Genomic DNA, 13,338 nt, shown 5'->3' on the forward strand with positions numbered 1-13,338 from the left:
GCCCGCGGAGGGACGGCGCACAGAGAAGAGGGCCGCGGCGTCGGCCGCGGCCCTGCGGTGCCGGGGAGTGGGCTCGCCCCCCTGGGGGCGTCAGGCGTGCTGGTAGGCCACCAGGGAGATGCCCACGTAGTGGACGGCGAAGGCGGCGAGGGTGAAGGAGTGGAAGACCTCGTGGAAGCCGAACCAGCGCGGGGAGGGGTTGGGGCGCTTGAAGCCGTACACCACGCCGCCCGCGCTGTAGAGCAGGCCGCCGACGATGACCAGGACGAGGACGGCGATGCCGCCCGCGCGCATGAAGTCGGGCAGGAAGAAGACGGCGGCCCAGCCCATCGCCAGATAGCAGGGTGTGTACAGCCAGCGCGGGGCGCCCACCCAGAAGACGCGGAACACGATGCCCGCGGCGGCGGCCGCCCAGATGCCCCAGAGCAGCCACTGCCCCTTGGCGTCGGGCAGCAGGAGCATGGTCAGCGGGGTGTACGTGCCCGCGATGATCAGGAAGATGTTGGCGTGGTCGAGGCGGCGCAGGACGCGGTCCATCCGGGGTGACCAGTCGCCCCGGTGGTACAGCGCGCTGACGCCGAACAGGAGACACGCCGTCAGGACGTAGATTCCGCAGGCGACGCGGCCGCGGGTGGAGTCGGCGAGCGCGGTCAGGAAGAGGCCGGACACCAGTACCGCGGGGAACATGCCGGCGTGCAGCCAGCCCCGCAGCTTGGGCTTCACCGGGCGCACGGCCGCGGCGACGGGCTCGATGACTGCGGCGGCGACCTCGCCTGCGGGGACGGCGGAACCGGAGCCACCTGCGGCAGAACTGGTGATCGCGTCGGGGACGGGAGCGGTCATGCGCGGCATCGTACCTACGGAACCGTAAGTTACGTATCAAAGCGGTGAAATCCCATCCTACAAGTGGCCATGCTCACTCCGCTCACGTGTGAAGCCCTCTGGACAGATGCGCGAGCGGGACGGATGATCAAATGAGTGCGGTCGGCACCGGATGAGCGCCAGAAGATCGAAATGCAGTGAAGCGTCCGGGTCGCAGCCCCCACGGGGCCCCAACCTAAAACCCCTCGTATAGGAGCAATCGTGGCGCGCGATATCGCGGCTCCCCCTTCTTCGCAGTCCTCGCAGTCCGCGGGTACCCTCCCCACCGACCACCAGGGGCTCATCTCCTGGGTGAACGAGATCGCCGAACTGACCCAGCCGGACAGCGTGGTCTGGTGCGACGGTTCCGAGGCCGAGTACGAGCGCCTGTGCGAGGAGCTCGTGGCCAAGGGCACCTTCAAGAAGCTGGACCCGATCAAGCGGCCGAACTCGTACTACGCGGCCTCCGACCCCTCTGACGTGGCACGCGTCGAGGACCGCACGTACATCTGCTCCGAGAAGGAGGCGGACGCGGGGCCGACGAACCACTGGAAGGACCCGGCGGAGATGCGGGACGTCTTCGCGGGGGAGAAGGGGATCTTCCGCGGCTCCATGCGCGGCCGGACCCTGTACGTCGTGCCCTTCTGCATGGGCCCGCTCGGCTCGCCGCTGTCCGCGATCGGCGTCGAGATCACCGACTCGGCGTACGTCGCCGTGTCCATGCGCACGATGACCCGCATGGGCCGGCCGGTCCTGGACGAGCTCGGCTCCGACGGCTTCTTCGTGAAGGCCGTGCACACGCTGGGCGCCCCGCTGGAGCCTGGCCAGGCGGACGTCCCCTGGCCCTGCAACTCCACGAAGTACATCTCGCACTTCCCGGAGTCGCGCGAGATCTGGTCGTACGGTTCGGGCTACGGCGGCAACGCCCTGCTCGGCAAGAAGTGCTACGCCCTGCGCATCGCCTCCGTCATGGCCCGCGACGAGGGCTGGCTCGCCGAGCACATGCTGATCCTGAAGCTCACCCCGCCGCAGGGGGAGTCGAAGTACGTCGCCGCGGCCTTCCCGTCCGCCTGCGGCAAGACCAACCTCGCCATGCTGGAGCCCACGGTCTCCGGCTGGACCGTCGAGACCATCGGTGACGACATCGCCTGGATGCGGTTCGGCGAGGACGGCCGGCTGTACGCGATCAACCCCGAGGCGGGCTTCTTCGGCGTCGCGCCCGGCACCGGCGAGCACACCAACGCCAACGCCATGAAGACGCTGTGGGGCAACAGCGTCTTCACGAACGTCGCGCTGACCGACGACGGCGACGTGTGGTGGGAGGGGATGACCGAGGAGACCCCGGCGCATCTGACGGACTGGAAGGGCAACTCCTGGACGCCGGAGTCCGGCACCCCGGCCGCGCACCCGAACGCCCGCTTCACCACGCCCGCCGCGCAGTGCCCGATCATCGCGCCCGAGTGGGAGGACCCCAAGGGCGTGCCGATCTCGGCGATCCTCTTCGGCGGGCGCCGCGCCTCCGCGGTCCCGCTGGTCACCGAGTCCTTCACCTGGAACCACGGCGTCTTCCTCGGCGCCAACGTGGCCTCCGAGAAGACGGCCGCCGCCGAGGGCAAAGTCGGCGAGCTGCGCCGCGACCCGTTCGCCATGCTGCCGTTCTGCGGGTACAACATGGGCGACTACATGGCCCACTGGGTCGACGTGGCCAAGGACAAGGACCAGTCCGAGCTGCCGAAGATCTACTACGTGAACTGGTTCCGCAAGAACGACGCGGGCAAGTTCGTGTGGCCCGGCTTCGGCGAGAACAGCCGCGTCCTGAAGTGGATCGTGGGCCGTCTGGAGGGCACCGCCGAGGGCGTCGAGACCCCCATCGGCGTGCTGCCGACGCCCGAGTCCCTCGACACGAACGGGCTCGAACTGCCCGCGGCCGACCTGGAGTTCCTCCTCACGGTGGACAAGGAGGTCTGGCGTGAGGAGGCGGCGCTCGTGCCCGACCACCTCAACACCTTCGGTGACCACACGCCGAAGGAGCTGTGGGACGAGTACCGGTCGCTGGTCGCGCGACTGGGCTGACGCCCCTGCTTCCCGCCCGCCCACCTGTCCCCCGGAGGGGGCGGGTGGGCGGTGGTGGTGCGGGAGGGGTCAGGCTCCGACCAGCTCCGTGGCCCGGGCGTGGGCTTCCATGCGCTGGGCGGCCAGGATCGCCGCCCCCGTGTCGGCGCGGGACGCGGCGACGACCAGGGCGCGGCCCGCGAGGGCGTGGGCGCGCTGGTGCAGGGCGTACAGATGCGGTTCGTGGATGGCGGCGGCGACCGCCGAGCGGACCGGCGGGCCCCCGCGCAGGCGGGCGACCTGGGCCGCGAGGCGCTCGGCGGCGGAGTCGAGAGCGGGGTCGGGGGCGAGGGCGCGCAGCTCGTCGGTGACGGCGAGCAGTGCGGCCAGGTGTCCGGCGAGCTGGATGTCCAGCTCCTCCTCGCGGCTGCGGTGCGGGAAGTCGCCCGGGTCGGCCATCGTGTGGACCGACTTGGCGCGGATCGGCTCGTACATGGGATGGGTCTCCAAGCTGTCGAGTACCCATCTTAGCTTAGATTCTGTCTAAAGTTGAGTCGGATCTTGAGCCGGGTCCTCCGCGCTGCCCGGCCGCCGCGGTGTCAGGGCTGGCTGTAGCCGTCCAGGAACGTCCCGATCCGGGTCACCGCTTCCGCCAGGTCCGTCGCCGTGGGCAGCGTGACGATGCGGAAGTGGTCGGGCTCGGGCCAGTTGAAGCCGGTGCCGTGGACGACCATGATCTTCTCGGCGCGCAGCAGGTCGAGCACCATCTGGCGGTCGTCCTTGACCTTGAAGACCTTCGGGTCGAGGCGCGGGAAGAGGTAGAGGGACCCCTTCGGCTTCACGCAGGTCACGCCGGGGATCTGGGTGAGCAGGTCGTACGCCGTGTCCCGCTGTTCGAGCAGGCGGCCGCCCGGCAGGACGAGGTCGTTGATGGTCTGCCGCCCGCTGAGGGCGGCGACCACGCCGTGCTGCCCCGGCATGTTCGCGCACAGGCGCATGTTCGCGAGGATCGTCAGGCCCTCGATGTACGAGGAGGCGTGCGCCTTCGGGCCCGATACGGACATCCAGCCGACGCGGTATCCGGCCACCCGGTACGCCTTCGACATGCCGTTGAACGTGAGCGTGAGGAGGTCGGGGGCGAGGGACGCGGTCGGGGTGTGCCGGGCGCCGTCGTAGAGGATCTTGTCGTAGATCTCGTCCGAGCAGACGAGGAGGTTGTGGCGGCGGGCGATGTCGGTCAGGCCGCGCAGGACGGCCTCGTCGTAGACCGCGCCCGTCGGGTTGTTCGGGTTGATGATCACGATCGCCTTGGTGCGGTCGGTGACCTTGCGCTCGACGTCGGCGAGGTCGGGCATCCAGTCCGCCTGCTCGTCGCAGCGGTAGTGCACGGCGGTGCCGCCGGAGAGGGAGACCGCCGCCGTCCACAGCGGGTAGTCGGGCGCCGGGACCAGGACCTCGTCGCCGTCGTCGAGCAGGCCCTGCATGGCCATCACGATCAGCTCGGAGACGCCGTTGCCGATGAAGACGTGCTCGACGTCGGTCTCGATGCCGAGGGTCTGGTTGTGCATCACCACGGCGCGGCGGGCGGCGAGCAGGCCCTTGGCGTCGCCGTACCCGTGGGCGTCGCCGACGTTGCGGAGGATGTCCTCCAGGATCTCCGGCGGGCACTCGAAGCCGAAGGCGGCGGGGTTGCCGGTGTTGAGCTTGAGGATGCGGTGACCTGCTGCTTCGAGCCGCATCGCCTCCTCGAGCACGGGGCCCCGGATCTCGTAACAGACGTTGGCGAGCTTGGTCGACTGGATCACCTGCATGCCCCCGAGCCTATCTCTGGCGGGGGCGCCCCGGACGGTGGGAGCTCGGGTGGTTCCGCTGTTCTCCTGGGTGCGGGCCGTCTCGGGCCGGTCGCGCAGTTCCCCGCGCCCCTTCGGGGCGCACCCTTGTTCCCGGGGGTCGGGTGGCCCAAGAATGCGCATGACAAAACTGGGGGGTCGGTTGGTCCTCCGGTCACGTAGTCATGCAGAGGGGACCCCCACATGAACAAGCCTCTCGTCGGTGCCGTCTTCACCGCGCTGCTCCTGGGTGCGACGGCACTGCCCGCGGCCGCCGTCAGCAACGAGGCGCCGACGGCCGACAAGCAGGTGACGCGGACGCAGCCCGTCGCGCAGACGAAGGCCAAGGCCAAGGCCGTGACCTTCGCGGGCACCGTGGCGCTCAGCAACTGCTCCGGCTCCGTCGTGCGCGTGCCCAGCTCGCAGCCCACCGACCGCGCCCTTGTGATGTCCAACGGCCACTGTCTGGAGACCGGCTTCCCCGGCCCCGGCCAGGTCATCGTCAACCGCGCCTCCAGCCGCAGCTTCACGCTCCTGAACGCCAGCGGCGGCAACGCGGGCACCGTGCGCGCCAGCAAGATCGCGTACGGCACGATGACGGACACGGACGTCTCGCTGTACGAGCTGACCAGCACCTACCGCGACATAGAGAGCCGCTACGGCATCAAGGCCCTCGAACTCGACTCCGCGCACCCGCAGGCGGGCCGGGCCATCACGGTCGCGTCCGGCTACTGGAAGCGGATGTACAAGTGCAACGTGGACGGGTTCGTCTACCGCCTGAAGGAGGGGCAGTGGACCTGGAAGGACTCGGTCCGCTACACCTCCGCGTGCCAGACCATCGGCGGCACCTCAGGATCGCCGGTGATCGACGACCAGACCGGCAAGGTCGTGGCCGTCAACAACACCGGCAACGAGGACGGCCAGCGCTGCACCGACAACAACCCCTGCGAGGTCGACGAGAACGGCAAGGTCACCGTCCGCCAGGGCATCAACTACGGCCAGCAGACGTACACCATCGTTCCCTGCGTCGGCGCGGGCAACAAGATTGACCTGAACCGGCCGGGCTGCGCCCTGCCCAAGCCCGCGGCGGCCGCGCGCCGCTGACCCGGGCCTGAGCGCCGCCGGAGCTAGGCGGTGCGGCGCACGGCGCGTCCCGCGATGACGTCCGTGCGCCGCCCGTCCTCGATCACGAACTTCCCGTCGATCAGGACGTGCGGCAGGCCCACGGGCGGCGTGCGCGGCGCGTCGAACGTCGACCCCGCGGCGACCGTGTCGGGGTCGAAGAGCACGAGGTCGGCGCGGTAGCCCGCGCGCACGTGCCCGCGGTCGGGGAGGCGCAGCCGGGCGGCGGCGCGCGAGGTGAGGTGCGCGACGCACTCCTCCAGGGACAGCACCCCCAACTCCCGTACGTACTTGCCGAGGTACTGCGGGAACGTCCCGTACGCGCGCGGGTGCGGCTTGAAGCCCTGGAGGATGCCGTCGCTGCCGCCGGTGTGCACGGGGTGCCGCATGATCGCCCGGACGTTCTCCTCGTGCCCCACGTGCTGGAGGATCGTCGAGCCGAGGCGGTCGTTGATCAGCAGCCGCCGGGCGGTGACCCATGGCTCCTCGCCGCGCATGTCGGCGGAGCGCTGGATGGTCTTGCCGACGCAGGACGCGAGCCCGGGGTCGGAGACACCGGAGATCTCGATGGTGTCCCACTCGATCGGCACGCCGTGGCAGCCGTCCGCGCCGATGACCTCCATGTGGTGCCGGATGCGGTCGGCCGTGTCATCGTCCTGGAGCCGGGCCAGGATCGCCTCGGGCCCGCCCTCGCTCGCCCAGCTCGGCAGCATCGCGACGAGCGTCGTACAGCCCGGTGTGTAGGGGTACGTGTCGAGCGTGATGTCGGCGCCGTCGTCGAGCGCCTCGTCGAGGAGGGCGAGCAGGTCGGGGGCCTTGCCCTTGTTCACGCCGAAGTTCATGGTGGCGTGCGCCAGGTGCAGCGGGCATCCGGCGGTCCGGGTCAGCTCCACCATCTCGCGGTACGCCTCCAGGGCGCCCGCGCCGTAACTGCGGTGGTGGGGGCAGTAGTAGCCGCCGTACGAGGCCACGACGCGGCACAGCTCGGTGAGTTCGGCGTCCTTGGCGTACATGCCGGGGGTGTAGGTCAGGCCGGACGACATGCCGACGGCGCCCTGCTCCATGCCCTGGGCGACCAGCTCCTTCATCCGCTCCAGGTCCGCCGGGCCGGCCTCGCGGTCCTCCCAGCCCATCGCGTACATCCGGACGGTGCCCTGCGGGATCAGGTACGCGGCGTTGACCGGGATGCCGCGGCCGTCGTGCGCGCGGTCCAGGCGGTCCAGGTACTCGCCGACCGAGCGCCAGTCGAAGTCGATGTCGCTGCCGTCGCCGTTCCAGCCGGTGATCGCCTGGCGGACCTCGGCGAGGGTGCGGTCGTCCACCGGGGCGTACGACAGGCCGTCCTGGCCGATGACCTCCAGGGTGACGCCCTGGGCCGCCTTCGCGCTGTGGTCCGGGTCGCGGAGCAGGGCGAGGTCGCTGTGCGCGTGCATGTCGATGAAGCCGGGGGCCAGGGCGAGGCCCTCGGCGTCCAGGATGCGGGCGCCCGTGGGACGGGGGCCCGCCTCCCCCTCGCGGTGGATCTCCGTGATCCGTCCGTCCTCTATCCCTACGTCGGCCGTGTACGCGGCGTCGCCGGAGCCGTCGACGACGCGCGCTCCGCGGATGACCAGGTCCATGGGGGTGCCTCTCTGGTGGGTGCCGGGTGGTGCCCTCGCGGGTGGCGCCCCGGACCCGCCCCTTCCCGAACTGGGGGCTCCGCCCCCAGACCCCCGCTCCTCAAACGCCGGAGGGGCTCAGAACTCTGCCGCAACCGGCGACAGTTTTCGGGAAGGGGCGGGTCTGGGGCATCCCACGCGGGCTAGAAGTACGTGCGGACGTAGTCCGTGACCGTCCCGTCCGCCTCGACGACAGGGATGAGCTGCCACTTGTCGAAGGACGTACAGGGGTGCGAGAGCCCGAGGCCGAGCCAGTCGCCGACCTCCAGGTCGGCCTCTGCGGAGGTCCGCACCCATCCGTGCTGGTCGGAGAGGGCGTGCACCTCGACCCCGGTCGCGGGCCGCTCCGCCCCGTCCCGGCGGACGGCCTGCGCCTCGGGCAGGTCGAGGTCGTACGCCGCGTCCCGCTTGCCCGCGTTGATGAAGGCCTGCTCGGGCGAGGGCCGCGACACGACCTGGGACCACAGCCGGAAGGCGGGGTGCAGGGCCCCCTCGTCGGGCACGCGGTTGAAGGGCGTGAGGTGGCGGTAGTGGCCGTCGTCGTGCGAGACGTAGGCGCCGGAGCGCAGCAGCTTCAGGACGGGCAGGGAGAGCCGGGGGACGTCGGCGAAGACGTCGGCGACGGCGTCGAACCAGGCGGAGCCGCCCGCGCTGACCACGATCTCGTCGAGCCCGCCCGCCTTGAAGCGCCCCGCCGCGTCGAAGTCGGCGGCGAGCGAGACGAGCCGCCGCAGATAGGCGCGGACCCGCTCCGGGGTGGGGCCCTGCACCTCGCCCTCGTACCCGGCGACGCCCACGAGCCGCAGCGTCGCGGTGGCCGCCACGGCGTCGGCGACGGCCGCGCAGTCGGCCTCGGTGCGGGCGCCGGTGCGCGCGCCCTCGCCCGCGGCGAGCTCGACGACCACGTCGAGGGGGCGCCCGGCCCCGGCGTCGCGCAGCGCGGCGTCCATCAGCGCGACGCCGCGTACGGAGTCCACGTAAGCGACGAAGCGGAAGTCGGGGTCGTGCGCCAGCTCCTGGGCGAGCCAGCGCAGGGCGGCGGCGTCCACCAGCTCGTTGGCCAGGAAGATCCGCTGGATGCCGAACTCCCGGGCCACGCGCACCTGGTGGGGCACGGCGAGCGTGATGCCCCAGGCGCCGTGGTCCAGCTGGCGCTGGAAGAGCTGCGGTGCCATGGAGGTCTTGCCGTGCGGCGCGAAGGCGAGCCGGTGGCGGGTCGCGTACTCCTCCATGAGCGCGAGGTTGTGTTCGAGGCGCTCGGCGGAGAGGGCGAGGACGGGGGTGGTGAAGCCGTCCGTGAACAGATTGCGGCGCTGGGCCGCGAGCTCGCCGACGGTGAGGCCCGCGGCGTCGGGCGGCAGCCCCTTGAAGCGGTGGTCGACCCGTTCCTCGGCCAGCCGGGCGAGGGCGGTCGCGGTCCGTTCGGCGGGCGCGCCGGAGGGTGTGCCGGCGGGCGTGTCGGCGGACATGGGCGCCTCCTCAGAGATGCGTTGCATATACTGCAACGTTCATTGCGTATGTCGCTTACTGCTGTCTAACATCCGAGCCAACGCCGGGTCAACGGATCCGGGCCCGGTCCTCGGACCGGGGTTCGGCCCGGCTCACGGGCCCTTCGGACCGGCTGATCCGGTGCCCCCACCCGGCCGTCGAGCGTGCGGCGAACGACGAATGAAGGGCTGACACGAGCGTGACCGGAGCAGACCGAGACGCGACCGAGGCCGCGACCGGCGAGGTGCCCGAGGGCGTGACCGCGCCCGGTGCCCCGCCCGGCGTCGCCGAGGGCGCGCACGGCGGCGCGGACGGCGGTGCCGCGGACGACGGCGTCGACGTCGTCACGCTCGGGGAGTCCATGGTCACCTTCCTGCCCACGCGGCCGGGGCGGCTCGCCGACGTCCCCGCGTTCGAACGGGGCATCGGCGGGGCCGAGTCCAACGTGGCCTGCGCCCTCGCCGCCGCCGGGCACCGCACCAGATGGGTCAGCCGGGTCGGCTCCGACGGCTTCGGCGACCACCTCGTCGACGCCATCGGGGCGTACGGAGTGGACACCTCCGCGGTCGGGCGCGACCCGCGCCGGCCCACGGGCATCTACTTCCGCACCGCCGACGACCGCGACACCGACGCCCACGAGGTCGTCTACTACCGGGCGGGCTCCGCCGCCTCGGCGATGTCGCCCCGGACGCTGGCCGCCGACGCGCTGTGGTGCGGACGCGTCCTGCACCTGTCGGGGATCACCGCCGCCCTGTCCCCCGACTGCCTGGAGCTCGTGCGCGCCCTGTGCGACCGCACGGCCGGACGTCGCCGCCGCTCGCTCGTCTCCTTCGACGTCAACCACCGCCCCGGCCTGTGGCCCGAGGGCGGCCGCAGCCCCGCCGTCCTGCTCGACCTGGCGCGCGGCGCCGACCTCGTCTTCGTCGGCGTCGACGAGGCCGCGGCCGCCTGGCAGATCACCGGCGGCCCCGCGGCCATCCGCGCCGCACTTCCCGAACCCGCCCAACTCGTCGTCAAGCAGGGGTCCGAGGGCGCCACCGCCTTCGTCACCGACCCCGACACCGGGCGCGACACCGCCACCTTCGTCCCGGCCCTGCGCGTCGACGTCGTCGCCCCGGTCGGGGCCGGTGACGCCTTCGCCGCCGGATACCTGTCAGGAACGCTGCGCGGCCTCGGTGCCGAGCAGCGGCTGCGGCACGGCCACCTGATGGCCGCCGCCGCCCTCACCGTGCCGGGCGACCTCGCCACGCCCCCCGCGCGCGAGCACGCCGACGCGCTCGCCGCCCTGGACCCCGCCGCCTGGGAGACACTGCGCCTTGGCCCCGGCTGGACGGCAGAGCCGCGCCGCCCCGGGGCCGCCGAGGAGGTACCAACGCCATGAGCCAGACCGTCGACCGAGCCCTGACGATCCTGCCCCTGCTCGCCGAGGGCCCCGCTGATCTGGGGCAGGTCGCCGACCGCCTCGGAGTGCACAAGTCCACGGCCCTGCGCCTGCTGCGCACCCTGCACGAACACGGCCTGGTCTTCCGCCAGTCCGACCAGCGCTACCGCCTGGGCGCGCGGCTCTTCGCGCTCGCCCAGGAGGCCGTCGAACACCTCGACGTCCGCGAGATCGCCCACCCCCACCTGCTCGCCCTCAACGAGAAGTGCGGCCACACGGTCCACCTCGCGGTGTATGAGGAGGGCGAGGTCGTCTACATCGACAAGGTCGAGAGCCGCTACCCGGTACGGATGTACTCGCGCATCGGCAAGTCCGTCGCCATCACCGTCGCCGCGGTCGCCAAGCTCCTGCTCGCCGACTTCCCCGAGGGCGAGCGCCGCGTGATCGCCGAGAAGCTCGACTACCCCACGTACACGTCCCGTTCGACACCGGGCGCCGCCGCCTTCCTCAAGGAGCTGGCGCAGGTGCGCGAACAGGGCTGGGCCACCGACCTCGGTGGTCACGAGGAGTCCATCAACTGCGTCGGCGCGCCCATCCGGGGCGCGGACGGCCGTGTCGTCGCCGCCATGTCGGTGTCCGCGCCGAACGTCGTCGTCACCGCCGAGGAACTCCTCACCCTGCTCCCGCTGGTCCGTCGCACGGCGGAGGCGATCAGCCGGGAGTACTCCGGCAAGGCCCCTATCAAGGAAGCAAGTTCATGAGCGAGAACATCCAGAAGACCGCGATCACGCCCTCCACGCACACCGCCCCGCCCGCGAAGTTCTCGCACGGCGTGAAGAAGGGCAACATCCTCCAGGTCGCCGGGCAGGTCGGCTTCCTCCCCGCCGAGGAGGGCAAGGCGCCCACCCCGGCGGGCCCCACCCTGCGCGAGCAGACCCTGCAGACCTTCGCCAACGTCAAGGCCATCCTCGAAGAGGGCGGCGCCACCTGGGACGACGTGATGATGATGCGCGTCTACCTCACGGACGTCGACCACTTCGCGGAGATGAACGAGATCTACAACCAGTACTTCGACGAGCAGGGCCTCAAGGCCCCCGCGTCCGCCCGCACCACGGTGTACGTCGGCCTGCCCAAGGGCCTCCTCATCGAGATCGACGCGCTGGCCGTCCTCGGCTGAGGCTTTTCCCACGCGGCACCATCGCCCGGTGCCCCCGTCCATCGGCGCTTCGCGCCTCGTCCTCAAACGCCGGACGGGCTGAACAGCCGCTGACCGGCACCATCCCAGCCCGTCCGGCGTTTGAGGACAAGCGCGCAGCGCGATACCGCTCGACCCGTCCGGCGTGAGGACCACGCCGCGATCCCCCCTGCCCAGAAAGCCCCATGCACTTACGAGGTCAACGATGTCCCCGTTCGCCCCCTCGGGCTCCACCGGAGCCCTCACCGCGCTCGCCGCCGCCGAAGAACCGGAGAAGGTCCCGCACACCGGTGGCCTGATGGCCCTGATCGACGGCACGGCGGGACTGCTGACCGTCGCGGCCCTCGGCATCCTGCTGCTCCTCTACCTGATCATCAAGGTCAGGCTCCAGCCGTTCGTGGCCCTGCTCGCCGTCTCCATAGCCGTCGGACTCGCCGCCGGCCTGTCGGTCACCGAACTCTTCGGCACGGTCCAGAAGTCGACCGCGACCTCGCTCATCGAAACCGGCATGGGCGGCATCCTCGGCCATGTGGCGATCATCATCGGCCTCGGCACGATGCTCGGCGCGATCCTCGAAGTCTCCGGCGGGGCCGAGGTGTTGTCCCGGCGCCTCCTCGACCTCTTCGGGGAGAAGCGCGCCCCCGTGGCCATGGGTCTGACCGGTCTGATCTTCGGCATCCCGGTCTTCTTCGACGTCGGCATCTTCGTCCTCGCGCCGATCGTGTACGCCGCCGCCAAGCGCAGCGGCAAGTCGATCCTCCTGTACTGTCTGCCGCTGCTCGCCGGCCTCTCGATGACGCACGCCTTCCTGCCCCCGCACCCCGGGCCCGTGGCGGCCGCCGGACTGCTCAAGGTGGACCTCGGCTGGGTCATCCTCATGGGTATCGTCTGCGGCATCCCGGCCGTGCTCGCGGCCTGGGCGTACGCCGCCTGGATCGGCAAGCGGATCTTCGTCCCCGTACCGCAGGACATGCTGGAGGCCTCCGAGGAGGCGAAGGCGGCCGTGGCCGAGGAGCAGCGCGCGCAGGGCCTGACCCCGACGGAGGAGCCGGTCGCGCTGAGCACCGTGTTCCTGATCATCGGCACCCCGCTGCTGCTCATCCTGCTCGCGACGTTCTCCTCCATCGCCTTCGACCCCTCCACGCTCCGCAGCGTGATCGAGTTCTTCGGCCACCCCTTCGTCGCCCTGACGATCGCGCTCCTGATGGCGTACTACCTGCTCGGCATCCGGCGCGGCTGGTCCCGCAAGTCCCTGGAGACGGTGTCGACGGCGTCGCTCAAGCCCGTCGGCAACATCCTCCTCGTCGTCGGCGCGGGCGGGGTCTTCGGCGCCGTGCTCAAGGGCAGCGGCGTCGCCGACGCCCTCGCCGACACCTTCAACGACGTGGGCCTGCCGGTCATCGTCCTCGCCTACCTCATCTCCCTGGTCCTGCGCGTGGCGCAGGGCTCGGCGACGGTCGCGATCGTCACCACCGCGGGCATCGTCGCCCCGCTGCTCGCCGAGGGCGACTACTCGCACGCCTTCACGGCCCTGGTCATCATGGCCATCTCCGCGGGCTCGATCTTCGCCTCGCACGTCAACGACGGCGGCTTCTGGATCGTGGCGAAGTACTTCGGGATCACCGAGCGCGACACCCTGAAGACCTGGACGGTCCTGGAGTCGGTCCTCTCGGTGGCGGGCTTCGCGGTGGCGGCGGTGGTGAGCCTCTTCGTGTAGCCGCCGCACACGGCAACGGGCCGTCGCGGGCGATC

Annotated in this window: 11 protein-coding genes; 6 read left to right on the plus strand and 5 right to left on the minus strand. The window is 71.3% G+C overall.

Annotated features, from left to right (window positions below; all coding sequences use genetic code 11):
* Positions 1–90 precede the first annotated feature (90 nt).
* Entirely contained in the window at positions 91–843 is a 753-nt protein-coding gene (gene trhA / locus MQV74_RS26165) for a PAQR family membrane homeostasis protein TrhA (protein ID WP_374120690.1), read from the minus strand.
* A gap of 240 nt (positions 844–1,083) precedes the next feature.
* Here trhA and MQV74_RS26170 point away from each other — a divergent pair, with 240 nt between their 5' ends.
* Positions 1,084–2,934, plus strand: a complete 1,851-nt coding sequence (locus MQV74_RS26170) for a phosphoenolpyruvate carboxykinase (GTP) (protein ID WP_242721973.1) — start codon at positions 1,084–1,086, stop codon at positions 2,932–2,934.
* 69 nt (positions 2,935–3,003) lie between these two features.
* Here MQV74_RS26170 and MQV74_RS26175 read toward each other — a convergent pair whose 3' ends face one another.
* Positions 3,004–3,408, minus strand: a complete 405-nt coding sequence (locus tag MQV74_RS26175) for an SCO4983 family protein (protein ID WP_242721976.1) — start codon at positions 3,406–3,408, stop codon at positions 3,004–3,006.
* Between the two features lie 104 nt (positions 3,409–3,512).
* Positions 3,513–4,724: a pyridoxal phosphate-dependent aminotransferase gene (locus MQV74_RS26180; protein ID WP_172383446.1), complete on the minus strand. Its 1,212-nt coding sequence runs from the start codon at positions 4,722–4,724 to the stop codon at positions 3,513–3,515.
* A 222-nt stretch (positions 4,725–4,946) separates the two neighbouring features.
* Here MQV74_RS26180 and MQV74_RS26185 point away from each other — a divergent pair, with 222 nt between their 5' ends.
* On the plus strand, positions 4,947–5,846 hold the full coding sequence (locus MQV74_RS26185; RefSeq protein ID WP_242721979.1) for a S1 family peptidase: 900 nt from the start codon (positions 4,947–4,949) through the stop codon (positions 5,844–5,846).
* Between the two features lie 23 nt (positions 5,847–5,869).
* Here the strand turns inward: MQV74_RS26185 and MQV74_RS26190 are convergent, their stop codons facing one another.
* Together MQV74_RS26190 and MQV74_RS26195 are read right to left on the minus strand one after the other, a co-directional pair.
* The gene (locus MQV74_RS26190) at positions 5,870–7,483 is read right to left on the minus strand and encodes an N-acyl-D-amino-acid deacylase family protein (RefSeq protein ID WP_242721982.1); all 1,614 of its coding nucleotides are present in this window, start codon (positions 7,481–7,483) and stop codon (positions 5,870–5,872) included.
* Positions 7,484–7,665: 182 nt separating this feature from the next.
* On the minus strand, positions 7,666–8,991 hold the full coding sequence (locus tag MQV74_RS26195; RefSeq protein WP_242721985.1) for an alanine racemase: 1,326 nt from the start codon (positions 8,989–8,991) through the stop codon (positions 7,666–7,668).
* Positions 8,992–9,209: 218 nt separating this feature from the next.
* Here MQV74_RS26195 and MQV74_RS26200 point away from each other — a divergent pair, with 218 nt between their 5' ends.
* The 4 genes from MQV74_RS26200 (at position 9,210) to MQV74_RS26215 (ending at position 13,303) form a co-directional block, all read left to right on the plus strand.
* The gene (locus tag MQV74_RS26200; RefSeq protein WP_308402319.1) at positions 9,210–10,391 is read left to right on the plus strand and encodes a sugar kinase; all 1,182 of its coding nucleotides are present in this window, start codon (positions 9,210–9,212) and stop codon (positions 10,389–10,391) included.
* A complete protein-coding gene (locus tag MQV74_RS26205; RefSeq protein WP_242721988.1) occupies positions 10,388–11,152 on the plus strand; it encodes an IclR family transcriptional regulator in 765 nt (254 codons plus the stop codon). Before MQV74_RS26200 ends, MQV74_RS26205 begins: the two co-directional genes overlap by 4 nt.
* Positions 11,149–11,568 carry a RidA family protein gene (locus MQV74_RS26210; RefSeq protein ID WP_138961538.1) on the plus strand — a complete coding sequence of 140 codons (420 nt, stop codon included), beginning with the start codon at positions 11,149–11,151 and terminating at the stop codon, positions 11,566–11,568. Before MQV74_RS26205 ends, MQV74_RS26210 begins: the two co-directional genes overlap by 4 nt.
* 223 nt (positions 11,569–11,791) lie before the next feature.
* Entirely contained in the window at positions 11,792–13,303 is a 1,512-nt protein-coding gene (locus MQV74_RS26215; protein WP_242721990.1) for a GntP family permease, read from the plus strand.
* The last annotated feature ends 35 nt before the right edge of the window (positions 13,304–13,338 follow it).

It is taken from the genome of Streptomyces sp. AN091965, assembly GCF_022698285.1.
Lineage (GTDB): Bacteria > Actinomycetota > Actinomycetes > Streptomycetales > Streptomycetaceae > Streptomyces.